Annotated in this window: 22 protein-coding genes; 5 read left to right on the top strand and 17 right to left on the bottom strand. The window is 60.5% G+C overall.

Annotated elements, in window-relative coordinates:
• Positions 1 to 4: 4 nt before the first annotated feature.
• The 4 genes from C8K58_RS16625 to C8K58_RS16605 form a co-directional block, all read right to left on the bottom strand.
• Positions 5 to 1,369, bottom strand: coding sequence for a Fic family protein (locus C8K58_RS16625; protein ID WP_371921654.1), 1,365 nt, complete (start codon positions 1,367 to 1,369; stop codon positions 5 to 7).
• Between the two features lie 92 nt (positions 1,370 to 1,461).
• A complete protein-coding gene (locus C8K58_RS16620) occupies positions 1,462 to 2,055 on the bottom strand; it encodes a LysE family translocator (RefSeq protein ID WP_092356443.1) in 594 nt (197 codons plus the stop codon).
• A gap of 611 nt (positions 2,056 to 2,666) precedes the next feature.
• Positions 2,667 to 5,729, bottom strand: a complete 3,063-nt coding sequence (locus C8K58_RS16610; RefSeq protein WP_027604498.1) for an efflux RND transporter permease subunit — start codon at positions 5,727 to 5,729, stop codon at positions 2,667 to 2,669.
• Positions 5,730 to 5,735: 6 nt separating this feature from the next.
• Positions 5,736 to 6,836 (bottom strand): efflux RND transporter periplasmic adaptor subunit, encoded by a 1,101-nt coding sequence (locus tag C8K58_RS16605; protein ID WP_108573942.1) that lies wholly within the window; start codon positions 6,834 to 6,836, stop codon positions 5,736 to 5,738.
• 93 nt (positions 6,837 to 6,929) lie between these two features.
• On the opposite strand from C8K58_RS16605, the gene C8K58_RS16600 reads away from it, so the two are divergent.
• Entirely contained in the window at positions 6,930 to 7,583 is a 654-nt protein-coding gene (locus tag C8K58_RS16600; protein ID WP_108573941.1) for a TetR/AcrR family transcriptional regulator, read from the top strand.
• Between the two features lie 18 nt (positions 7,584 to 7,601).
• On the opposite strand, the gene C8K58_RS16595 is transcribed toward C8K58_RS16600, so the two are convergent.
• Positions 7,602 to 8,384 carry a class I SAM-dependent methyltransferase gene (locus C8K58_RS16595; protein ID WP_092356436.1) on the bottom strand — a complete coding sequence of 261 codons (783 nt, stop codon included), beginning with the start codon at positions 8,382 to 8,384 and terminating at the stop codon, positions 7,602 to 7,604.
• 96 nt (positions 8,385 to 8,480) lie between these two features.
• Here C8K58_RS16595 and C8K58_RS16590 point away from each other — a divergent pair, with 96 nt between their 5' ends.
• A complete protein-coding gene (locus C8K58_RS16590) occupies positions 8,481 to 9,101 on the top strand; it encodes an energy transducer TonB (RefSeq protein ID WP_092356433.1) in 621 nt (206 codons plus the stop codon).
• On the opposite strand, the gene C8K58_RS16585 is transcribed toward C8K58_RS16590, so the two are convergent.
• The 7 genes from C8K58_RS16585 to ppc all read right to left on the bottom strand — a co-directional run bounded on the left by C8K58_RS16585 (position 9,098) and on the right by ppc (position 16,334).
• Complete coding sequence (locus tag C8K58_RS16585) at positions 9,098 to 9,796, bottom strand: extensin family protein (RefSeq protein ID WP_027604503.1); 699 nt, start codon at positions 9,794 to 9,796, stop codon at positions 9,098 to 9,100. The genes C8K58_RS16590 and C8K58_RS16585 overlap by 4 nt on opposite strands.
• Before the next feature lie 3 nt (positions 9,797 to 9,799).
• On the bottom strand, positions 9,800 to 10,627 hold the full coding sequence (locus C8K58_RS16580) for an isocitrate lyase/phosphoenolpyruvate mutase family protein (RefSeq protein WP_108573940.1): 828 nt from the start codon (positions 10,625 to 10,627) through the stop codon (positions 9,800 to 9,802).
• 27 nt (positions 10,628 to 10,654) lie between these two features.
• On the bottom strand, positions 10,655 to 11,515 hold the full coding sequence (locus tag C8K58_RS16575) for a DUF72 domain-containing protein (RefSeq protein ID WP_027604505.1): 861 nt from the start codon (positions 11,513 to 11,515) through the stop codon (positions 10,655 to 10,657).
• Positions 11,515 to 11,805, bottom strand: coding sequence for a hypothetical protein (locus tag C8K58_RS16570; RefSeq protein ID WP_065938748.1), 291 nt, complete (start codon positions 11,803 to 11,805; stop codon positions 11,515 to 11,517). Before C8K58_RS16570 ends, C8K58_RS16575 begins: the two co-directional genes overlap by 1 nt.
• Before the next feature lie 160 nt (positions 11,806 to 11,965).
• Positions 11,966 to 12,652: a tRNA (adenosine(37)-N6)-threonylcarbamoyltransferase complex dimerization subunit type 1 TsaB gene (tsaB, locus tag C8K58_RS16565; RefSeq protein WP_027604507.1), complete on the bottom strand. Its 687-nt coding sequence runs from the start codon at positions 12,650 to 12,652 to the stop codon at positions 11,966 to 11,968.
• An 89-nt stretch (positions 12,653 to 12,741) separates the two neighbouring features.
• Complete coding sequence (gene adk, locus C8K58_RS16560; protein ID WP_010212617.1) at positions 12,742 to 13,389, bottom strand: adenylate kinase; 648 nt, start codon at positions 13,387 to 13,389, stop codon at positions 12,742 to 12,744.
• Between the two features lie 299 nt (positions 13,390 to 13,688).
• A complete protein-coding gene (gene ppc / locus C8K58_RS16555; protein ID WP_108573939.1) occupies positions 13,689 to 16,334 on the bottom strand; it encodes a phosphoenolpyruvate carboxylase in 2,646 nt (881 codons plus the stop codon).
• A gap of 184 nt (positions 16,335 to 16,518) precedes the next feature.
• Here ppc and C8K58_RS16550 point away from each other — a divergent pair, with 184 nt between their 5' ends.
• The 3 genes from C8K58_RS16550 to C8K58_RS16540 all read left to right on the top strand — a co-directional run bounded on the left by C8K58_RS16550 (position 16,519) and on the right by C8K58_RS16540 (position 18,412).
• On the top strand, positions 16,519 to 16,863 hold the full coding sequence (locus C8K58_RS16550) for a hypothetical protein (RefSeq protein ID WP_027604509.1): 345 nt from the start codon (positions 16,519 to 16,521) through the stop codon (positions 16,861 to 16,863).
• A gap of 297 nt (positions 16,864 to 17,160) precedes the next feature.
• Positions 17,161 to 17,571 carry a DUF4398 domain-containing protein gene (locus C8K58_RS16545; RefSeq protein WP_169899499.1) on the top strand — a complete coding sequence of 137 codons (411 nt, stop codon included), beginning with the start codon at positions 17,161 to 17,163 and terminating at the stop codon, positions 17,569 to 17,571.
• Positions 17,572 to 17,626: 55 nt separating this feature from the next.
• The gene (locus tag C8K58_RS16540; protein ID WP_027604511.1) at positions 17,627 to 18,412 is read left to right on the top strand and encodes an OmpA family protein; all 786 of its coding nucleotides are present in this window, start codon (positions 17,627 to 17,629) and stop codon (positions 18,410 to 18,412) included.
• Positions 18,413 to 18,850: 438 nt separating this feature from the next.
• On the opposite strand, the gene C8K58_RS16535 is transcribed toward C8K58_RS16540, so the two are convergent.
• From C8K58_RS16535 to C8K58_RS16515, 5 genes are all read right to left on the bottom strand, one after another.
• Complete coding sequence (locus tag C8K58_RS16535; protein ID WP_092356427.1) at positions 18,851 to 19,180, bottom strand: hypothetical protein; 330 nt, start codon at positions 19,178 to 19,180, stop codon at positions 18,851 to 18,853.
• Positions 19,181 to 19,349: 169 nt separating this feature from the next.
• Positions 19,350 to 19,676: a hypothetical protein gene (locus C8K58_RS16530; RefSeq protein WP_003172217.1), complete on the bottom strand. Its 327-nt coding sequence runs from the start codon at positions 19,674 to 19,676 to the stop codon at positions 19,350 to 19,352.
• Positions 19,673 to 20,578 (bottom strand): alpha/beta hydrolase, encoded by a 906-nt coding sequence (locus C8K58_RS16525; RefSeq protein ID WP_027604512.1) that lies wholly within the window; start codon positions 20,576 to 20,578, stop codon positions 19,673 to 19,675. Before C8K58_RS16525 ends, C8K58_RS16530 begins: the two co-directional genes overlap by 4 nt.
• A gap of 27 nt (positions 20,579 to 20,605) precedes the next feature.
• Positions 20,606 to 21,883 (bottom strand): flavohemoglobin expression-modulating QEGLA motif protein, encoded by a 1,278-nt coding sequence (locus tag C8K58_RS16520; protein ID WP_027604513.1) that lies wholly within the window; start codon positions 21,881 to 21,883, stop codon positions 20,606 to 20,608.
• 21 nt (positions 21,884 to 21,904) lie between these two features.
• Complete coding sequence (locus tag C8K58_RS16515) at positions 21,905 to 22,453, bottom strand: hypothetical protein (RefSeq protein WP_092356418.1); 549 nt, start codon at positions 22,451 to 22,453, stop codon at positions 21,905 to 21,907.
• Position 22,454: the final 1 nt, after the last annotated feature.

Here is a 22,454-nt window from a genome sequence, read left to right as displayed (position 1 = left end):
CCGCTCAATGAGAAGTCTTTAACCAGTTCTTTTGTATTTCTGCTTGGTCTCGCATTGAAAAGAACCATTCGCGGCCAACCTTCTTTTTGACAAATATATTCAAGTCGACAAGACCGTTCAGCACGGCCGATGCCGTATTGTAAGAACAGCCTAGATTTTCCTTCACATTGACGGCTGTGAACTGTTTGGCGGTACCGCTCTTGGCGACCTGAAATACCGTCTTTTGTTTCTCATTCAGTTCCTTATAAAGTCCTGACTCCCACAACCAACGCTCAAACTCCTCGGCCTCTCGGACACTTATCTCGTAAGACTGCTTAAATCCATCAACTGCGCGTTGCACGATGGAGCACTGATAGTCGATGAAGTAAGTCAGATCGAGTTCATCCGTCTCCGTATACAGATAAGACATACCGTATTGAACAGCCGCATTCTTCAGCAAGACACTGATGGAGATATACCTGAATGCCGCGTAATCGCTTTTAAACATGAACCAATAAAACAACGCACGCGCAACACGACCATTGCCATCCCGAAAGGGATGCTCGTAACCCAAGGCAAAGTGCAGAGAAATGCCTTTGATCAGTGGATGCAGGTAGCGGGTGGCCGTAGCATCGTCGTGACAAGTATTGATCCAATCAGCCAACCGCTCCAGCCGAGTGATGATCCCCTCTGCGGGAGGTGGCGAATGCACAACATTGCCATCACCATCCTGGACAACCACCTCATCGTTTAAACGAAAGCTGCCAGGAGAATATTTATCATCGTCAATGCCCTGAACACCTACTTCGTGCATGTCCGCGATCAACTCCACACTTAGCGGCTCGTTTCTCTTATCCCAAGCGAAACGCATCATTCGGTAATTGCCGATGATCATTTTTTCATCTGGCGTTCTGGGCAGTCGCTCTCGCTTCAACATATCTTTTGCAACGAGCGTCGTGGTTGCCGCGCCCTCCAACTGGCTGCTACTGATGGCCTCATCTTCGATCAGGTCGTTGAGCAAATACTTTATATGAGCAGCCTTCCCGACCTTGCTGCTCATGTACTCAAGTGCGGCAGTCGAGGCATACCTGTCGACCGTGGAGACCACGCGTTGTGCGGTTGGCGTTAATACAAAGTTGCACCAGACCTCAGGCGTACCTACGGGCACTATTTGCTGATACAGACGGGAGCGCTCGTACTTTACGATCCCCCAGCATATCGCTGGATCCAAGTGCTGAGGAAAACGGTGGCGTAGCTGATCAAAGTGCAAATAGCGGCCCCGACTGTCTGTTGGCTGAGACAGCTTCATATAGTCAGATAGATGCTGAAGATGGGGCTCCTGGCCAATGAGAACAAAAACCCGTTCCGGCACCTTGGGTGGCAGTTTAATCATCAAAATCTCAATTTTTGATTTCTGAGACTTGAGTACAGCAGAAAACCCCACCTATCTCAATAACCACGAAAATTGAGACATGCCTTTCTTCAATGCAATACCGACTCAGCCAATCGCCCCACCGTCAACGTTGCAAAGCCCCCCATGGCCAGCGCCGTCGCACGGTTGATCTTCAAGGGTGTCAGCCAGGCTTTTTGCAGCCCTTCGAAGCGACTGCCGAATACGATCCACGCAGACCCTACCGGTATCACCACCAATGCCAGTGTGGCCATGAACCCGGCATAGCCTTGCCATGCGGCAAAGGTACCGGCCGGCGCAATGAACGACACGATCAACAGCCCCTTGGGGTTCATCAGCGTCAACCAGAAGAAACTCAACCCACTGAGGCGGTCACGGCCAGGGTCGACGGTGCTGTTTTTGCGTTGCCAGAGCTTGTACGAGACATACAGCAGGTATCCGGCCGCCGCCAATTGCGTGAACTTCGACGCCCAAGGCGAATAGGCCGCCAGGTAGAGCAGTGCAACACCCCATATCGAAACCTGAAGCACGTAAGCCAGGCACTCGACAAATGCCAACCACCAGGACGCACGATAGCCAAACAATACGCCGGCACGAAACAGCAAGGTATTGGTGGGACCGGGGGCGAGCAGTAGCAACATCAGGGCTGGAATGCAGGCGAACATGCAGGTTTTCCTCAAGAGTGACGACCCAAAGTCGTTCCACCCATCGAAACTGACGCGTCAACATGGATGGCCCGGCGACAGTGGCCAACATCAAACCCGCGAAGTCTACTGCAAGTACCCGCAAGATGCCCTCACCGGGAGGGCATGCAGATTCGTTCCAGCGGTTAAACCAGATAACTACAGGAAAGCGCCCACGACAAAAGTCGTCGTTGTTGCCACGCCATAACCAATACTCATGGGCGGCTCGGCCGAACGCATTGAACAAGGGAGTGGCCTCGTGGGACTGGGCTCAGGCCAGCAAGGGCTAGGCGGTTTTGCGTAGCAAGGCCGGGGCGGCGGCGGGCAAGGCCGGGGTGGCGGCTCTTGCGGGCAAGGACCGCTTACCGGGGGTCTTTGAGGCATGCACAGCGCAGCAAAAAAGTTCTTGAGGGGGCAAAGAGACATAAAGTATTCCTTAAGTCCAAAGAGATGAGTCCATTTACCGTTGTCGTCAACAACTGACATCGACAAATCCATACCTGTGATCAGGTAGTCTCTAAGTGGCAGGAATGCAGGAAGCGTTCCCGGCTCCTGCCACCCGTTTCGACACTCAAATATTGGCCCTTACCCCTCTATGCCGCCTTCCGAACCTTGAACCACGCCGCGTAGAGCGCCGGCAAGAACAACAGGGTCAACGCCGTCGCCACGATCAAGCCGCCCATGATCGCCACTGCCATCGGCCCGAAGAACACGCTGCGTGACAGCGGGATCATCGCCAGCACCGCCGCCAGGGCGGTCAGCACAATCGGGCGGAAACGCCGTACGGTGGCTTCGATAATTGCCTGCCACGGCGCCAGGCCGGCCCTGATGTCCTGTTCGATCTGGTCCACCAGGATCACCGAGTTGCGCATGATCATCCCAGACAACGCGATGGTCCCGAGCATGGCCACGAAGCCGAAGGGCTGGCGGAATACCAGCAGGAACAGCGTCACGCCAATCAGGCCCAACGGCGCGGTCAGAAACACCATCGCCGTGCGTGAGAAGCTGCGCAGTTGCAGCATCAGCAAGGTCAGCACCACCACGATAAACAGCGGCACGCCGGCCTTCACCGAGTTCTGCCCGCGGGCGGAGTCTTCGACGGTGCCACCGACTTCCAGCAGGTAGCCATCCGGCAGTTCGGCGCGTACACCTTCAAGGGTTGGCAGGATTTGCTGGACCAACGTAGCCGGCTGTTCCTTGCCGTAGATATCGGCGCGCACCGTCACCGTCGGCAAGCGGTTGCGGTGCCAGATAATGCCCTCTTCAAAGCCGTATTCGAGGGTGGCGATCTGCGACAGGGCCACGCTTTTACCGTTGTCGGTCGGTACCGCCAGGCTGGGCAGCAGCGACAACTCAGTGCGCTCGTGGACGGTGCCGCGCAGGAGAATTTCGATCAACTCGTTGTCCTCCCGGTATTGACTGACGCTGGACCCGGTCAGTGAGCTTTGCAGGAATTTCGACAGGTTGGCGGTACTGACGCCGAGGGCGCGGGCGCGGTCCTGGTCGATATTGAGGTAGACGATCTTGCTCGGCTCTTCCCAGTCCAGGTGCACATTGACCACATGGGTATTTTCGCGAACCTTGGCCGCGACTTTCCGCGCAAGGGCGCGGACTTCCTCGATGTGTTCGCCGGTTACGCGAAACTGCACCGGGTAGCCCACGGGCGGGCCGTTTTCCAGGCGGGTGACACGGGAGCGCAGGTCGGGGAATTGTTCGTTGAGGGTTTCGATCAGCCAGGTGCGCAGGCTCTCGCGGCCCTCGATGGTCTTAGCCAACACCACGAACTGCGCAAAACTGGCCGCTGGCAGTTGCTGGTCCAGGGGCAGGTAGAAACGCGGCGAACCGGTGCCGACGTAGGCCACATAGTTATCAATGCCGGCGTGTTCCTTGAGCAAGGCTTCCAGGCGCTTGACCTGGTCGGCGGTGTTGCTCAGGGAAGCGCCTTCAGCCAATTTCAGGTCGACCATCAGCTCCAGGCGGCCTGAGGCCGGGAAGAACTGTTGCGGCACAAAACGAAACAACGCCACCGAGCCGATAAACAGCAGCAACGTCAGGACAATCACGGTTTTGCGCCGACTCACGCACCACTCCACCAAACGTCTTACACGTTGGTAGAACGGCGTGCCGTAGGGATCCGGGCCATCGGTGCCATGTTTGGCCGCGTGAATCTTCGCCAGGTCCGGCAGGAGTTTTTCCCCCAGGTACGGCACAAACACCACGGCGGCGATCCATGAGGCGAGCAACGCGATCGTCACCACCTGGAAGATCGAGCGCGTGTATTCCCCTGTGCTCGACTGCGCGGTGGCAATCGGCAGGAAGCCGGCCGCCGTGATCAGCGTACCGGTGAGCATCGGGAAGGCGGTGCTGGTCCAGGCAAAACTGGCCGCCTTGAGCCGGTCGTAGCCCTGCTCCATTTTGATTGCCATCATTTCCACGGCAATGATCGCATCATCCACCAGCAACCCCAGGGCCAGCACCAACGCACCGAGGGAAATCTTGTGCAGGCCGATGCCGAGGTAATACATCGTGGCAAAGGTCATCGCCAGCACCAGCGGAATCGCCAGGGCTACGACCATGCCAGTGCGTATGCCGAGGGAGAAGAAACTCACCAGCAAGACAATCGCCAATGCCTCGGCCAACACCTGCACGAATTCGCCGACACCGGTTTTCACCGCTGCCGGTTGGTCTGACACCTTGCGCAGCTCCATGCCCGCCGGAAGGTTCTTTTGCAAACGTGCGAACTCGCCTTCGAGGGCCTTGCCCAGCACCAGGATATCGCCACCGTCGCGCATGGCCACGGCCAGTCCGATAGCATCCGCCCCCATGTAACGCATGCGCGGCGCCGGTGGATCGTTGAAGCCGCGGTGAATATCGGCAACATCACCGATGCGGAAGGTTCGATCAGCGACACGAATAGGAAAGTCGCGGATTTCTTCCACCGTCTTGAAGTTGCCCGACACACGCAGTTGCACACGCTCGCTCGGGGTTTCAAAGAAGCCGGCAGTGGACACCGCGTTCTGCTCCTGCAACGCCTGCTGCACAGCGGCCAACGGCAGGCCAAGGGTGGCGAGCTTGAGGTTGGACAGCTCGATCCAGATCTTCTCATCCTGTAGGCCAAGTAACTCGACCTTGCCCACATCCGCCACCCGTTGCAGCTGAATCTGGATGCGGTCGGCGTAGTCCTTGAGCACGGCATAGTCGAAGCCGTCGCCGGTCAGGGCGTAGATATTGCCGAAGGTGGTACCGAACTCGTCGTTGAAAAACGGCCCCTGGATATCCGGCGGCAAGGTCTGCCGGATGTCGCTGATCTTCTTGCGCACCTGGTACCACAACTCAGGAATCTGCACAGAGTGCATGGAGTCGCGCGCAATGAAGGTGACGGTGGACTCACCTGGGCGAGAGAACGAGACAATGCGCTCGTATTCGCCGGTCTCCATCAGTTTTTTCTCGATACGCTCGGTGACCTGGCGCGAGACTTCCTGGGCCGTAGCGCCGGGCCAGTTGGTCTTGATCACCATGGCCTTGAAGGTGAACGGTGGATCTTCGCTTTGCCCCAGCTTGGTGTAGGACAAGGTGCCGACCACAGCCAGCAGGATCATCAGGAACAGTACGATCTGGCGGTTACGCAACGCCCATTCGGAAAGATTGAAAGCCATCGGGGACTACTCCTTGGCCGCCAGGTTCACTATACGGTTGGAGCCATCCACCGCGCGCACTTGCTGGCCCTCGTGGAGCACATGCACGCCGGCTGCGACCACCCAGTCGTTGGGGGTCAAGCCTTCCAGCACCGGTACGGTTTTTTCGCCAAAGGCGCCGATGCGTACCGGCGTGCGCTTGAGGGTGTTGTCCGGCTGTACACGCCAGACGTAGGACGCACCGTTCTCCGCACTCAGGGCAGACAGCGGTACCGACAGCGGAACAACGCCGTCGGCCTGTATGAATACGCGAGCGCTTTGCCCCAGTTCCGCCGGGACTTTGCCGCCGGTGAAGGCAACGCGAGCGGCGAAGGTGCGCGATTTTGGATCAGCCGCAGGCGACAGTTCACGGATGCGCCCGGTGAAACGCTGGCCCGGCTGGCTCCACAATTCCACCGCGACCGGTTGACCGATCTTGAAGCGACCAAACCCTTGTTCGGGCAGGCTGATAAGCACTTCGCGCTCGCCATCGGTGGCCAGGGTGAACACGGTCTGGCCAGCGGAGACCACTTGGCCGACTTCCACCGCGCGCTTGGCCACGACGCCATCCTGGGGGGCGCGCAATACGGCGTAACCGGCCTGGTTACTGGCCACGTCGAACTCGGCCTTGATCTGCTTGAGGCGCGCTTCGCCGGAACGGTAAAGGTTTTCGGAATTGTCGTACTGGGAACGGCTGACCATCTGACGGTCCATCAGGGTCTTGTAGCGATCACGCTCAGCGCGCACCAGGCGCAGGTTGGCCTCGGCAGCGGCGACCTGGGCACGGGCGGCCTCCAGTTGCAGGCGCACATCCTGAGGGTCAAGTTCCGCCAGCGCCTGGTTGGTCTTGACCCGCTCGCCCTCCTCCACCAGACGCTTGCTGACTTTGCCACCGATGCGAAAGGCCAGGTCCGGCTCATAGCGCGCGCGTACCTCACCGGGGTAGCTGTCCGTCGACTGCGCCGAGGGTTGCGGCTGCACCACCATGGCCGGGCGGACGGTGGTCTGGACCGCTTCTTCCTGGCCGCAGGCGGCCAACAGGAAGACCAGGCAGACAGGCAACGCAAAGGGCAGGACAGTACTGCGCATGCTGAAGGACCTTTCGCAAATGGAGCTAGGAATAATTATACTGGCCGGTATGTTATTAATACCAAACTCGCCAGTCCAGTATTAAAGGTGAAAATGTCCGACAATCGTGTAAGCACCAATAGCCCCGGGCGTCCCAAGGACATGGCAAAACGCCAGGCAATCCTCTCGGCAGCAAAAACCCTGTTCTTGAGCAATGGCTACGCCAGCACCAGCATGGATGCCGTGGCCCTTGAGGCCGGCGTGTCGAAACTGACCGTCTACAGCCACTTCACCGACAAAGAAACCTTGTTCACCGCCGCCGTGGTGGCCAAGTGCGAGGAACAGTTGCCGGTGATGTACTTCGAACTGCCCGAAGGCATGCCGGTGGAAACGGTATTGTTGAATATCGCGCGGGGGTTCCATCGGCTGATCAACAGTGAAGAGTCGGTAAACCTGCATCGCCTGATGATGACCACCGGCAATCAGGACGTGAAACTCTCACAGATCTTCTTCGAAGCCGGGCCCATGCGCATGCTCCAGGGCATGGAGCGCCTGCTCGGCAAGATCGACCAGAGCGGCGCGCTGAGCATCGACAGACCGTTTACGGCGGCCGAGCACTTCTTCTGCCTGCTCAAGGGCACGGCGAACTTCTGCCTGCTGTATGGCTGCGGCGGGCAACTGAGTGATGAAGCCGCCGAAGCCCATGTGCAGGAGGTGGTGGGGTTGTTTATGCGGGCCTATAGGAGAGATGCAGTTGCAGGTGATTAGCTACAAACTGCTTGTGGCTTAAGACTTGAGCGCTTTCTTGGGATAAATGTCATACCGACTGGACTTGCCATCCAGCGCATGGCTCGGCTTGGGCCCCTCGATGCAGGGCGCCTTGCGCGGGCGCTTGACCACCACACGGTGGCTGGCCAGGGCCAGGGCGGCGGCCAGCAAGGCCGGTGCGTCCGGATCATCCCCCACCAGCGGCCGGAACAGGCGCATTTCTTTCTTCACCAGGGCGGTTTTCTCACGGTGAGGGAACATCGGGTCGAGGTAGATCACCTGGGGCGGCTCCCCTTGCCAATGGAGCATCACGTCAATGGAGTTGCCCTTGAGCAGCTTCATGCGCGCCACGATGGGCGCCACGTCGAAATCCTCCGCGCCGCGTGCCAGGCCATCTTCGAGCAGGGCGCCAATCAGCGGTTGGCGCTCGATCAGGCTCATCTCGCAGCCCAGGCTGGCCAGCACGAACGCGTCCTTGCCCAGACCCGCCGTGGCGTCCAGCACACGGGGACGCACGCCTTGGGCAATGCCCACGGCCTTGGCGATCATCTGTCCGCTGCCGCCGCCATACAGCCGACGGTGAGCCGCGCCGCCTTCGACGAAGTCCACCCGCACCGGCCCCGGCGCGTCGGGACCAAGCTGTTGCAGTTGCAGGCCATGCTCACCTACCTGCAGGGAAAAATCCGCCTCCGCAAGCTGTAAAGGCAAGCCGAGCTGTTCAGCCCACTGCTCGGCCCGGGCCTGGAAACCTTCGCCCAAGGCCTCGACCTGGATGCGGCTGGCCGCTGGTTGTTCGCTCATCAATCGCTACGCTCAAAAATATTAAGGATCGGCAAACAACGGCCGATAAAAACAACAGTCAGGTATTTTGCCAGAGCTGAGCGTCGACCGAGAAAAATGTCAGACATTCTCCCCCTAACCATCGGTGTACTGCCGACCCATAACCACTACGGCCTGCGCAATACTCAAGCGCTGGCCGGGGTGAGCCATGTGTGGCAGGACTTCTTCGCCCGGGCGCTGGCCGAGCAGCTCGGTGAAACGCCGGACGCGCTCGCCGCCAAGGCGCCGGCACCGGCGGACCCGGCGGTAGAGCCCAGCGCCGGTGCCGACCTGTTGTCGCAGATCCTCACCCAGCGTGAGTGCGACGTCAAAGACACCGAGATTGCGCCACCTGAGCCACTGTTCCTGCCCATCGCCGAATTCGAAACCGAATTGCTGCCACCGGCCGCCGAGCCGTTCCCACAGGACGAAATCGTCGCGCAGCAGCGCCAGCAGAATTTCGAAAGCGCTTGGGTTCGCCCCATCGTCCTGACGGCCGGCCAGCCACTGCCTGAGCCCGGCCCGGCGCCGGAACCACGCCCTCTGCACTTGCCGATTGCCGAGTTCGAACTGGACCTGTTGCCACCACCGGCCACGCCTTACCCGACCGAAGAATTGCTGGCGCAACAGAAGGCGCTGGACTTCGACTACCACTGGGCACGCCCGCTGATCACCCACAACCTGCGCCTGGCGGCCTAGCGACAGACCCACCAACGCCCCATGTCCAGATGGAAATGGTTGCGGTGCGCGGCGTTGTAGTCCGGGCTCAACACCACATTGAAGTCATCACAGGCGCCATCGCGCACCTGGCGCAGGAACCGCGCGCTGTCGCCCTCCCCGGACCAATCCTTGAGCACGCTGATACTGCGCCCATCCGCCAGGCGAAACCCGGCGATATCCAAGGCATTGGCCGACGCATGCTGGCTGAGCCGCCCTTCGGCACGGTTATACATGTTGCGACAGGCAAAGCTGCCCAAGTGATCGACCCGCGTCACCGCCTGGCCGAACACCGCCTGGGCCGCCGGCTGCAGGCTGTGACGCTCGAACAGGGCGAACGCCACGGCCAACGGGCAACTGGCGAGAAAGCTGCTGCTCAATGCCACGTCTGCCCCCTGCACGCGCAAGGTATTGCGCAGCGGACAGGCAGCGTCGGCGGGCGTGTCAGCCTGATGGCTGACACGCAAACCAGAGGTTTTCAGCACTTGGTCGCACAGCACAGGGTCATCCTGCAGGCGCCCCAGCTTGTAGCGAGTCAACAGGTTAGGGCTGGACCTCACGTCCAGCGGCGACCAGGGGTTCCATTCTGCCGGCAACGGCAGCCAGCCACGCCATACACCCACGGCAAATGCGCCGCCGAGCACCAGCAGAGCACCCAGCAGTTTGAAAAAACGCACGGCTCAGTCCTTGAAGAACTGATTGGCCTGGCTGAAGGGCATCGAGCGCTCGGTAAAGCTGAAGGTGCCCAGCTCATAGACTTCCTGGGCCGCTCGGTAGAACTCACCATAGGCCGCCAGTGCCATGGCCGAGCCCACGCTGATGCGCTTTACCCCCATCGCACTCAATTGCGCCACGCTGAGTTTCAGGCCGCCGGACATCAACACGTTCACCGGCTTTGGCGCCACGGCCTTGACCACCGCCAGCACGTCCTCGGCACTGCGCAGGCCCGGCGCATAAAGCACGTCGGCGCCGGCTTCGGCGTAGGCCTGCAAGCGGCGAATAGTGTCGGGCAGATCCAGGCGACCATGCAGGAGGTTTTCCGCGCGGGCCGTCAGTGTGAAGGGGAATGGCAAGCTGCGGGCAGCGGCGACGGCGGCTTCCACGCGTTCTACGGAAAGGTCGAAGGGATAGATCGGGTCGACGGCAACGCCGGTGGCATCTTCGATAGAGCCCCCCACGATACCGCTGGCCGCCGCCCGCAGGATGGTCTCGGTACAGCCATCAGGGGTATCGCTGAAGCCGTTTTCCAGGTCGGCCGCCACCGGCAGCGCGGTGGCCTTGGCAATCATGCTGGCATTGCCCAAGGTGTCTTCCAGGGACAACGCCCCTTCCGCGTCCGGGCGTCCCAGGCTGAACGCATAACCCGCACTGGTCGTGGCCAGGGCTTCAAAGCCAAGGCTGGCGAGCATCACCGCAGAGCCGGCGTCCCACGGGTTAGGCATCACGAAGGCACGGTCGCGCTCATGCAGGGCCTTGAAGGTTTCGGCGCGAAGGGTTTGGGCATCCATGACTGACTCCTGGCGGGAAAAGGAGCCCTAGAGTAACCCCAGTTGCTCGGCTTCGGGTTCCCGATGCAAGGTCGGCAGCGCCGGCAGGCCGGGCAGGCGCGCCATCAGCTGCGCGTGAAAACGCAGGGCCAGTTGCGCGGCAAGGCGATTATCCGAGGTGTGCAGGAACACGTAGGGTGTGCGGCCTTCTTCGATCCAACCCGCGACTTTTTCCACCCACGGCACCAGGAACGGGTCATTGGCCTCAAGCTCCGGATGGCCGATAAAACGCACTTGGGGAAACCGGGTCAGCGCGGCCGGACGGGGCGGCACCTTGGGCTTTTTCGATTGTGCGTGCAGTACCGCCGCCGAAGTCGACGTGCAACTGAACAACGCACGCGGGTCGAGGCAGATGCGCTCGACACCGCGATCACGCAACAAACGGTTGAGCATGCGCTCGGCATCGCCCTTGGCGAAGAACTCAGGGTGGCGTACTTCCACCGCCATCGGGCGTTCCAGGCCATCGATAAAACCGGCCAGTTCAGCCAGGCGTTGCGGCGAAAAACTCGCCGACAGTTGCAGCCACAGCGGCGAAACACGTTCACCGAGCGGGCTCATCAAACCGACAAAACTTTCCGCCGCCGGCAATTGCTCGCGCAAGTCGCCACCGTGACTGATGTCACCGGGGAATTTGGCAGTGAAGCGAAAATCGTCGGGCATGATGTCGGCCCAGCGCTGCACGGTAGCGGCCGAGGGGCGAGCGTAGAACGTGGTATTGCCTTCAACGGCGTTGAAGACCTGGGAATAAAGGGCAAGGTAATCGCCGGAGCGGGCGTCGGCTGGGTACAGGTACTCGCGCCAGGCGTTTTCACTCCAGGACGGGCAGCCGAGGTAGTAAGGCAGGCGCATCAGATGTGGATGTCGAGACCCAGCACTTCCATATCCCATTCGACAAATCCGGCGGTGGTCAGGTAGCTGGCCAGGGCGGTGGCAACGCTTTTGCTCATGGAGCGCGGGAAGACCATGTCTTGCTGACGGGCGGGAACGCCGCTGATGCGGGCTTGTGAACTGGCCTGCGCATCGGATTGGACCTCAATGAAGTCCGGCGAATCCTCGACGGAGTCGTCCACCCTGGCGTTTGCCTTACGCGGCTTGCGCTTGATCGGGTACGACTGTGAGGAAAATCCATCTATACGCATAGGCGCGAACTCGCTATCAGTAATGGCATTTTGGCAGCACTGTCCGTCGCGCGCAAATGCTCTGGTGATAACTAGAACACATAATTTGAAAAAGGTTTAAAAACCCGGGCAAATTCTGACGATTGGCGACTTTTGCCTCAAATTGCCATCATTTTTGGCGTCAAATAATCCCTCTTTCCGCCTTGGTCTGCGCGACCTTATCGCGCAGGTAAACCGGTGCGGCCTGATCCGCAGGAATCGCCTCGCCACGTTCGAACGCGAAGCGCGCCAGGGTCAGCAGATCTTCGGCGTGAGGCAACAGGGTGGCGTCCTGGCCAGCGGGTTGAACACCGATGCGCTCGCCATACCCCCAGCCGGTACCGGCGCCGAACCAGTCACCGCTGGCATCGTCGGGCAATACCGCCGATTCCGGTGGCTGTACCGCTTCCACGCCGACAAGGCGCATTTCGCCAGCCGTTTCGCGGTAGCAAGCCCAATACACTTCGTCCATACGCGCATCGATCGCGGCCGCCACCTGCCGCGCGCCCTGTTCGCGCAAGGCACGCTGGGCCAGTACGGCAAGGTTGGAGACCGGCAGCACCGGGCATTCCAACGCAAAGGCCAGGCCCTGGACCACGCCAATGGCGATACGCACCCCGGTGAACGCCCCCGGGCCACGGCCGAAGGCGATGGCATCCACGGCCGACAGGGTGGTGCCCGCGTCTTCAAGCAGCTGCTTGATCATCGGCAACAGCTTCTGCGCGTGCAGGCGCGGGATCACCTCGTAGTGGCTTGTGACCTTGCCATCGTGCAGCAAGGCAACGGAGCAAGCTTCAGTCGCGGTGTCCAGGGCCAGCAGGGTGCTCATCGGTGTGGGTGTCCAAGTCGAAAAAAAGTGCGCCAGTATAAACAACAACGGCCCGCAAGCGGGCCGTTGTCTATCAAGCCGATAAAGGATCAGCTCAGTGCTTGCAGGACCTTGGCGGTGATGGCTTCCACCGAGCCGACGCCAGGGATATGGCTGTACTTCGGCTTGCCCTGGGCTGCGGACAGCTTCTGGTAGAAATCCACCAGCGGCTTGGTCTGGGAATGGTAGACCGACAGGCGATGACGCACGGTTTCTTCGGTGTCGTCCTTACGCTGCACCAGGTCTTCACCGGTGACATCGTCCTTGCCTTCAACTTTAGGCGGGTTGTAGACGGTGTGGTACACGCGGCCCGAGGCTTCGTGGACGCGACGACCGGCGATACGCTGGACGATTTCTTCATCTTCAACCGCGATTTCCACCACCGCGTCCAGCTCGACGCCGGCTTTCACCAGGGCTTCGGCCTGGGGAATGGTGCGTGGGAAACCGTCGAACAGGAAGCCGTTCTTGCAGTCTTCCTGGCTGATGCGTTCCTTGACCAGGTTGATGATCAGGTCATCGGAGACCAGGCCGCCGCTGTCCATCACGCTCTTGGCGATCAGGCCCAGCTCGGTGCCGGCCTTGACGGCAGCGCGCAGCATGTCGCCGGTGGAGATTTGTGGAATGCCGAATTTTTCAGTGATGAACTTTGCCTGAGTACCTTTACCGGCCCCGGGAGCTCCCAGCAGAATGACGCGCATCGATGTGCTCCTCAATTTTTTATAGAGATGACGCTCGGATTCGCCGCGTGGGGCCAATCTCGTAAAAATAATATAGGGCTCATGAAACTATGGGCCCAGGCCGCCCAAACGGCCAAAGGCTGATCAAGATACACAGCGGGCCCTAACCACACAAGCCGCCAAAAGTCGCAGGAACCCGCGCCACGCGTACGTCATAGGTAGGGTGTGCCTGAGTGCAACCCGCGCTGTAAACGCCGACCACCCCTTTCGGGGCGGCCGTCGTGGTTTCTGCGCAAGCCTTTGAGAACACGCAAAAAACCTCAGCCGGTGTTGCGCAGGCCGGCGGCAATACCGGCCACGGACACCAGCAGCGCCTGTTCCAGAGGGCTGTCCTGCGCGGCTTCCTGGCGACGCGAGCGCGCCAGCAACTCGGCCTGCAACAGGTGCAAGGGATCGAGGTAGGTGTTGCGCAGGCGGATAAACTCCAGGGTGTCAGGGCTATGGGCCAGCAGTTGCGACTGGCCGGTCAGGCCAAGCACCACGTCGCAGGCCTGCGACAATAGGTCGCGTAAGTGCGCCCCCAATGGCAACAGGTCCGGCTGCACCAGGCGCTCGTCATACAGGCGCGCAATATCGGCATCGGCCTTGGCCAGGACCATTTCCAGCATATCGATGCGGGTGCGGAAGAACGGCCACTGTTCGCGCATCTGTCCCAGCAGTTCACCTTCGCCGCGCTCCAGGGCCTTGCTCAACGCGGCCTCCCAACCCAGCCAGGCCGGCAGCATCAGGCGAGTCTGGGTCCAACCGAAGATCCACGGAATGGCGCGCAGGCTTTCTATACCACCGGCGCGACGCTTGGCCGGGCGACTGCCCAGAGGTAGCCGGCCCAGCTCCTGCTCCGGGGTGGACTGACGAAAATACTCGACGAATTGCGGATTTTCCCGCACCACCGCGCGATAAGCGCTGACGCCGTCGGCCGCCAATTCATCCATCAAATGGCGCCACGCCGGCTCCGGTGGCGGCGGTGGCAGCAATGTCGCTTCCAACACGGCGGCCAGATAGAGATTGAGGTTCTGTTCAGCAATGTCCGGCAAGCCGAATTTGAAGCGAATCATCTCGCCTTGTTCGGTGGTACGGAAACGCCCCGCCACCGAACCCGGCGGTTGCGACAGGATCGCCGCGTGGGCCGGGCCGCCGCCACGTCCGACGGTGCCGCCGCGACCGTGGAACAGCAGCAATTCCACCTGTTGCTCCCGGCAGATATCCACCAGCCGCTCCTGGGCCCGGTACTGCGCCCAGGCGGCGGCGGTGGTGCCGGCGTCCTTGGCCGAGTCGGAGTAGCCGATCATCACTTCCTGCGGGCCCTGCAAGCGCGCCCGGTAGCCTGGCAGCAGCAACAGTTGTTCGATCACGGGACCGGCGTTATCCAGGTCGGCCAGGGTTTCGAACAGGGGCACCACGCGCATCGGCCTTTGAACGCCCGAGTCTTTAAGCAGCAGTTGCACCGCCAATACGTCCGACGCTGCACCGGCCATGGAGATGACATACGAGCCTAACGAGGCGGCAGGCGCGGCGGCCACTTCCTTGCAGGTATTGAGCACTTCGGCCGTATCGGCCGATGGCTTGAAATAGCCCGGCAACAGCGGTCGACGGTTGGCCAGCTCCTTCATCAGGAAGCTGATGCGCATGTCTTCGTTCCAGTCCTCGTAACGGCCCAGGCCCAGGTAATCGGTGATTTCGGTCATGGCCGCCGAATGACGACTGGAATCCTGGCGCACATCCAGGCGCACCAGGAACAGGCCAAAGGTGACGGCCCGGCGCAGGCAATCGAGCAGCGGGCCATCGGCGATCACGCCCATGCCGCACGCGTGCAGCGACTGGTAGCACAGCTCCAGTGGCTCGAGCAGGTCGCGGTTGTTCTGCAAAACCTCGGCAGGCGCCGGCGTGCTGCTGCTCAACGCGGTATGGGCCCATTGGCGCGTGGCGCGCAGGCGTTCGCGCAGTTGCTTGAGCAGGGCACGATAGGGTTCGACGCTGTCACCGACCTTGGCCTGCAACGCCGGGCTGGCCTGTTGCATCGACAGTTCGGAGGCCAGGTGGTCGATATCGCGCAGGTACAGGTCGGCCGCCATCCAGCGCGCCAGCAGCAACACCTCGCGGGTGACCGGCGCGGTGACATTCGGGTTGCCGTCACGGTCGCCGCCCATCCACGACGCAAAGCGGATCGGCGCGGCTTCCAGCGGCAAACGCAGGCCCGTCGCCGCGTGTAACGCCTGGTCGGCCTTGCGCAGGTAATTGGGGATGGCGTGCCACAACGAATGCTCGATCACCGCGAAGCCCCACTTGGCTTCATCCACGGGGGTGGGCCGGGTGCGGCGGATCTCTTCGGTGTGCCAGGCTTCGGCGATCAAGCGCTGCAGGCGCTGGCGGATCTGCTCGCGCTCAGCAGTGGTAAGGTCGCGGTGATCCTGCAGCGCCAGTTGCGCGGCGATGGCGTCGTATTTCTGGATCAGGGTGCGACGCGCCACTTCGGTGGGGTGGGCGGTGAGGACCAGTTCGATGTCCAGGCGTCCCAACTGGCGGGCCAGGGACTCATTGCTGTGGCCCTCGCCCTGCAGGCGCGCCAGCAACTCCGGCAATACGCGGGACTCGAACGGTGCCGGTTGCGACTCATCGCGCCGGTGAATCAACTGGTACTGCTCGGCGATATTGGCCAGGTTGAGGAACTGGTTGAAGGCCCGCGCCACCGGCAGCAGTTCGTCTTCCTGCAACTGATTGAGGCTGGCGCTCAGTTCATCACCCGCGGCTTTGTCCGGGGCGGCTCCGCGGCGGTCGGCCTTGGCGCCTTTGCGGATCTGTTCGATCTTGGCGAGAAAATCATCGCCGTACTGCTCTCGAATGGTGTTGCCCAACAGCTCACCCAGCAGGTGAACATCCTCACGCAAGCGTGCATCGATATCACTCATCAGCCAATCTCCAGCCACAAATCCGGGACGCGCAGGTCTGTCAGAGTGCCGCCGGCATCGTTTTATGACAAGACTTTAAACCTTGTGACTTGCAGCTAGTCTCAAGTGTGAGCCGCCGCGTTTATCCACGCGCACGGCTGGTCACTCATCACCGCCCGCCACCGCAGGCTTTATTGAGGTTGCCATGAAAATTCGAGAACTGGCCCAGCATTGGGAAGAGAACGCCAAGGGTCGCCTGACCAAGACCGAGTACGCCATCCATCTGGATGTGGAGGCCGCTGCACGGCTGGCAGCCATCGCCGAGATGTACCCCAAGCGCCACACCGAAGAACTGCTCGGCGAGCTGATCGGCGCCGCCCTTGAGGAGCTGGAAGCCAGCTTTCCCTACATCAAGGGGCAACAGGTCATCGCCACCGATGAAGAGGGCGACCCGCTCTATGAGGACGTCGGGCCTACGCCGCGGTTCCTGACCTTGTCCCGTCGCTATCTGCATGATTTGTCTGCCAGTGCCGACGACCAAAAGCACTGACGGACTCGATTGACACCCATCTGAACCCCGTATTCCGGGCCTCTGTCGAGGCTCGGAGTACCCCTGCACGTGGCAAAAGTTCCAATTTTTTACCCTGACCAATCAGTCAGATATTTTTTTAGGCAAATCGCCATCTCTTCTGAACTTTTGAAAAAAGCCTCCGGTCACAGCCAGTAAGCCATCACTTGGAACGGCCGTTTGAAAGGGCCTGTCGCGCTTTACCGCCGCGCCCCAAGCCGTTCACCGACTGCGATGGATTTTGATGTTTTTAGGAGCTATCCAATGGAGTTGAAGACGATGAAGACCAGCACTGCCAAATCCACGTTTAACCACCTGCGCGGGCTTAAATTGGCCGCGCTGGCAATCGGCACCAGCTTCGTTTTGGCTGGCTGCGCCGGCAACCCGCCAACCGAGCAGTACGCGGTGACTCAGTCCGCGGTCAACAGCGCAGTGAGCGCCGGCGGCACCGAGTACGCAGCAGTTGAAATGAAATCGGCCCAGGACAAGCTCAAGCAAGCCGAAATCGCCATGCACGACAAGAACTATGACGAGGCGCGTCGCCTGGCCGAACAGGCTGAATGGGATGCTCGCGTTGCAGAGCGCAAGTCCCAGGCCGCCAAGGCGGAACAGGCTGTGAAGGATTCCCAGAAAGCTGTTCAGGAGCTGCGTCAGGAAGGTATGCGCCCGGCTGCTATCCAGCAGAAATAAAGCGCCGCGCCTGATTGCACTGCACCCGATATCGAATTGAAAGGACAACACGACTATGCGTAAACAATTGATGATCCCTGCCCTGCTGGCGATGAGCGTTGCCCTGGCGGCATGCTCTACCCCGCCCAACGCGAACCTGGAAAACGCACGGACCAACTTCTCGTCCCTGCAAACCAACCCGCAAGCCACCAAGCTTGCCGCGCTGGAAACCAAGGACGCCAGCGATTGGCTGGACAAGGCTGACAAGGCCTACCGCGACAAGGAAGACCAGAAGAAAGTAGATCAACTGGCGTACCTGACCAACCAGCGCGTTGAAGTGGCCAAAGACACCATCGTGCTGCGCGAATCCGAAGCCAAGCTGAAAAACGCCGGCGACGAACGCGCCCGCGCCCTGCTCGAGGCCCGTGATGCGCAGATCAAGCAGTTGCAGGACAGCTTGAACGCCAAGCAAACCGAGCGCGGTACCCTGGTGACCTTTGGCGACGTGCTGTTTGCCACCAACAAGGCCGACCTGAAGTCCAGCGGCCTGGTCAACATCAATAAGCTGGCGCAGTTCCTTCAGGAAAACCCGGATCGCCAGGTGATCGTTGAAGGTTACACGGACAGCACAGGCAGCGATGCCTACAACCAGAGCCTGTCGGAGCGACGCGCCGCTTCGGTGCAGGTTGCGCTGATCAAGATGGGCGTTGACCCACGCCGCATCGTGACCACCGGCTATGGCAAGGAATACCCGGTTGCCGACAACGGCAGCGTCTCGGGCCGTGCCATGAACCGCCGCGTTGAAGTGACCATCTCCAACGATAACCAGCCGGTCAAGCCACGCTCGTCCGTCGCCAACTGATTGATTGATGCTGGATAAGAAAACCCACCTTATGGTGGGTTTTTTTTGGGCTCGCCGAATTGGACAGGACGGTTTGTGTCCTCCGCTGGCAGCTCAATCTTCGGGGCATGGGCATGTTTCGGCAAATGCTCCATCAGTTGCTTTTTCTGCTCCCGAGCCTGCTGCCGTTCCAGATCCTCATGGCACCTGACCATATCCCGCATGTTACGTAATGCAGGACTTTCAGGAGCTGCAGGATTCGCAGGAGTTGAAAAAATAGATATCGCCACTTTCTCGGCCCTGAACTGTGTAAGTTACACCGCTTTCTGTGGCGTCTTGCGCGATATGGTTCCAAATAAATCCCGCCCCCCCTGTGGGCATTGAGCGGGCCGTGGCTAACCTGACCCCGGATACACAAAAACCCGCCTATGGCAGGCGGGTTTTTCAACGGGTGGGCAATCAGGGGTTGATCGAGCCTCCCCCCTGATAGTCGGGTTGCGGAATCTGGCCATTGCCCTTGCCACCATCTTCGCCGCCACTGTTCCCCATTAAAGACTGCTGCAATTTTGCCAACTTTTCCTGCATCCTCTTCAGTTCCTCCTCCAGTTCCTCAAGACTAGCTCCGCCCCCGCTTCCATTCCCGCCCTGAGAGCCTTGTGACTTCATTTGGTCAATTCTGTTTTGTAGGCTATTAATATCCCCCTTGAGATCTTGCTCGGGACTACCGCTCCCGCCGGCGCCATAGCTGCCCGTATTCACTGGAGACTGTGTTCCGCTGATGCTTGCCATAAATGTCGACTCCACAATAACTAACGAAAAGGACCGATCAGTCACACCGATCAGTCCATAGTCTGTGGCGGGCAAATAGAGATGGTTCCGGCCTGGGAAGACTCGGACCTGCACCAAGGGAAGAATCCCCAGGCTGAGTGGCGTTTTCCCACGGACTCGACGCGCTGGCTTACTGCTGCAGTTGCGGGGTTTCCTGGCCCATGCAACGCACCGCCTGCTTCTTATTATTGACCAATACACCACTCAAGCCTTTTTGTTCGGTATCGAACATGACCAGCACGCCATCGACGCACTGTGCCACTTGAGCGGCCGGGGTCAGGGAGATCTTGTAGTCCTCGCCCGGCACGGTCTTGAGCATGGTGAAGTCGCTGAGCAGCAACGCATCCTCAGGCTTGGCGAAGTGCAAATAGCCGTAGTACCACAGGCAGCCGACGGTGCCGATGATGGTGCCGATGCCGGTGAGGATCAGCGGGATCATGTTGCGTTCTTCGCTCATTGCGGGCTCTCTGATGGATCAACTTTAGGAATGGGGTAATTCGGAATCTCGCCCAGGCGGCGCAGGCCGTTGAAGTGCTGCGGGTCGTCCAGATAGCGCAGCATCACGGTTTGCCAAGTCTTGTCGGCAAAGGTCTGCACATGGCCGCCGCGGGTCAACTGCAATACCCGTGGCGGTGGCGCGGCCTGATACAGGCGGATACCGTTGGCCACGGGCACGATCGGGTCATCCAGACTGTGGAACAGCAATTTCGGCACGCCGGTCAGTTGCGGCATGGCGTTGATCGCGCTGTCGGCGTCAGGCACCAGCCAAGACAAGGGCACCTGGAAGGGCCATGTTAACCAGGAGGTGCTCAGGGCGAATTGTCCTACGTCACGATAACTGGCCGGCACGCCGTCCAGTACCAAGGCCTTGAGTTGGACTTGACGCTGCGGGTGTTCCGCCAGGTAATGCACCGCCAGCGCACCGCCGAGGCTTTGACCGAGGACGATCAACGGCTGGCCCTGGGTTTCGGGCGCCTGGTCGAGCCAGTTGAACGCCGCGTCCACATCCTGATAAATCGCCGGCAGTGAGGGCTTGCCTGCCGACAGCCCATAACCGCGATAGTCCAGCAGCAGTACCTGGTAGCCCTGCTCCGGCAACCACCAGCTGCCGCCCAGGTGCCAGGCCAGGTTACCGCCGTTGCCGTGCAGGTGCAGCACCGTCCCTTTGACGGGTACTCCGGCCTTGGCCGGCAGCCACCACGCGTGCAGCTTTACGCCGTCGGCGGTGGTGAGGGTGACATCGCGGTATTGCAAGTGCGCTTTTTCGGGCGTGAACGGCAGGCCGGGTTCGGGGTAGAACAGCAGGGAGCTGCAACCGTTCAATGTGAGTAGCAGGCACAGAATGCCGAGGATTCTCATCCGTTGAAGCCTCGTGAATAACAGCGTTTAAAGGATATTGGAGTAATCCGCCTCGATCCGGTCCAGGCTCAAGTGGTTGAGGAAGTTGGAGAAACACATCCACGCCGCCAGTGCATTCATGTCGCGGAACTGCTCCGGCAGGTACTTGGGCGGCACCACCAGGCCTTCGTCCACCAGTTGGCGCAAGGTGCGCATGTCTTCCAGGGTGGTCTTGCCGCAGAACAGCAGCGGCACTTGCTCCAGCTTGCCTTTGCGCACAGCCAGCTGGATGTAGTTGTAGACCATGATAAAGCCCTTGAGGTAGGACAGGTCCTTGGTAAACGGCAAGCCGTTCGGCACCGAGCCACGGAATACCCGGCTGGCGTTGCCATAGCTTTCGGCCATTTCAAAGCCTTGCTCGCGGAAGAACTCGAACACCTGCAGGAAGTCGGCACCCTCTTCCACCATGTGGATCGCCCGGGTGCGGTTGGTCAGCTTGCGCAAGCGGCTCGGGTAGGAGGCGAACGTAATGATCTCCATGAGGATCGCCAGGCCTTCCTGGGTCACGGTGGACGACGGCGGGCCCTTGGACAGGAAGGTGCAGATCGGCTGGTTCTGGCCGTTGAGCGTGGTACCGACATGCACCAGGCCTTCGTGGACTTCCAGCGCACGCACGTCGCGGTCGTTGAACATCGCGTCGGCGCGGATCTTGATGTAGTCGGCGCCCGCTGCGGCATCGGCAACGATGCCGTCGGACTCGAACACGCGGATGGTCTCTTCGGCTTCGCCAAATACCTTGTTCAGGCGGGTTTGCAGCAGGGCCACGGCGTCCTTGGCGGTCAGGGTCTTGGCTTCGTCCTTGAGGTCGCCACGGCCGTCGATATTGTTCAGGTAGTCGGAGAGCATCAGGCCCAGGTCAGCCAGGGTCGGGTCGCCGGCGTGGAAGGCGTCGGAAGCGGCGCCGTACAGCTCCTGGGAAATCAGGCCGAAGTCCTCGGTGCCGCGGGCTTCGAGCATGCGCACCACCATGCGGTATTCGCGGCACATGCGGCGCATGATCTGCCCCACCGGGCTGAACTGGCCGAGGCGGCGAGTGATGTCGCGTTCGATGTTCTGGAATTCCAGCTTTACCGCACTGGAGTCGAACGATAGCGGTCGGTTCAGGTAGTAGTCGCGATCCACGGCGGGCATGGCCTTGCCCTTGGCCTTGAGAAATCCCTGGCGAATGTTGTCGTCCCACTTCACAGCGTCGAGGACGCGAATCGGTGTTTGCGCCAGCACAATGCGATCGGACAAGCTGCGTATCGTCTGCTGGTAATCGTCCACCCGGTGCTTCCTCTCTAAACGTTATTTGCCCGCACGCTGGTAGCGCACGGCTTCAACGAACACATCGGCATTGGCCGGGTCATCCAGGTAGGCAAACACCTGGCTCATGGAACTGTCGACCCGTACGCCGGCGCCTTCGACGGTCTCCACGCTGCTGCCCTGCAGCACCTGTTGCCCGATGGCCTGGTGAATCTGTTCGAGGTCGAGGTTATAGACCACCAATTCGTGCTTATCGTCGAACTCGAACCCCGCCAGGAAGTAATGCCCTCCGAACCGGGCCGGCAACGGTGCCGACAGGTACCAGCGGTTGCCATGACGCGAAACGGTAAACAGGTACTCATCACGCTGGGCCGGCGTGGCTTTAGGGTAGCTCACTGCCTTGTAGCGGTGCTCACCGGCACGGCTGATGCGCAGATTGAGCGGTTCGCCCCAGGCATTCCTGCTGGTCCAATGGCCCAGCAACTCATCCGGCGCCGCCTCATGGGCGGGCAACGGGTCCTTGAACGTGACCAGGCAACCGCTGAGCAACAGGAACGACAAGGCGATTACCGCCACACGCCAGGTTTTCATT

Source organism: Pseudomonas sp. GV047, from assembly GCF_003058245.1.
In the GTDB taxonomy this organism is placed as follows: Bacteria; Pseudomonadota; Gammaproteobacteria; order Pseudomonadales; family Pseudomonadaceae; genus Aquipseudomonas; species Aquipseudomonas marginalis.
This window is presented reverse-complemented; position numbering and strand designations above follow the sequence as displayed.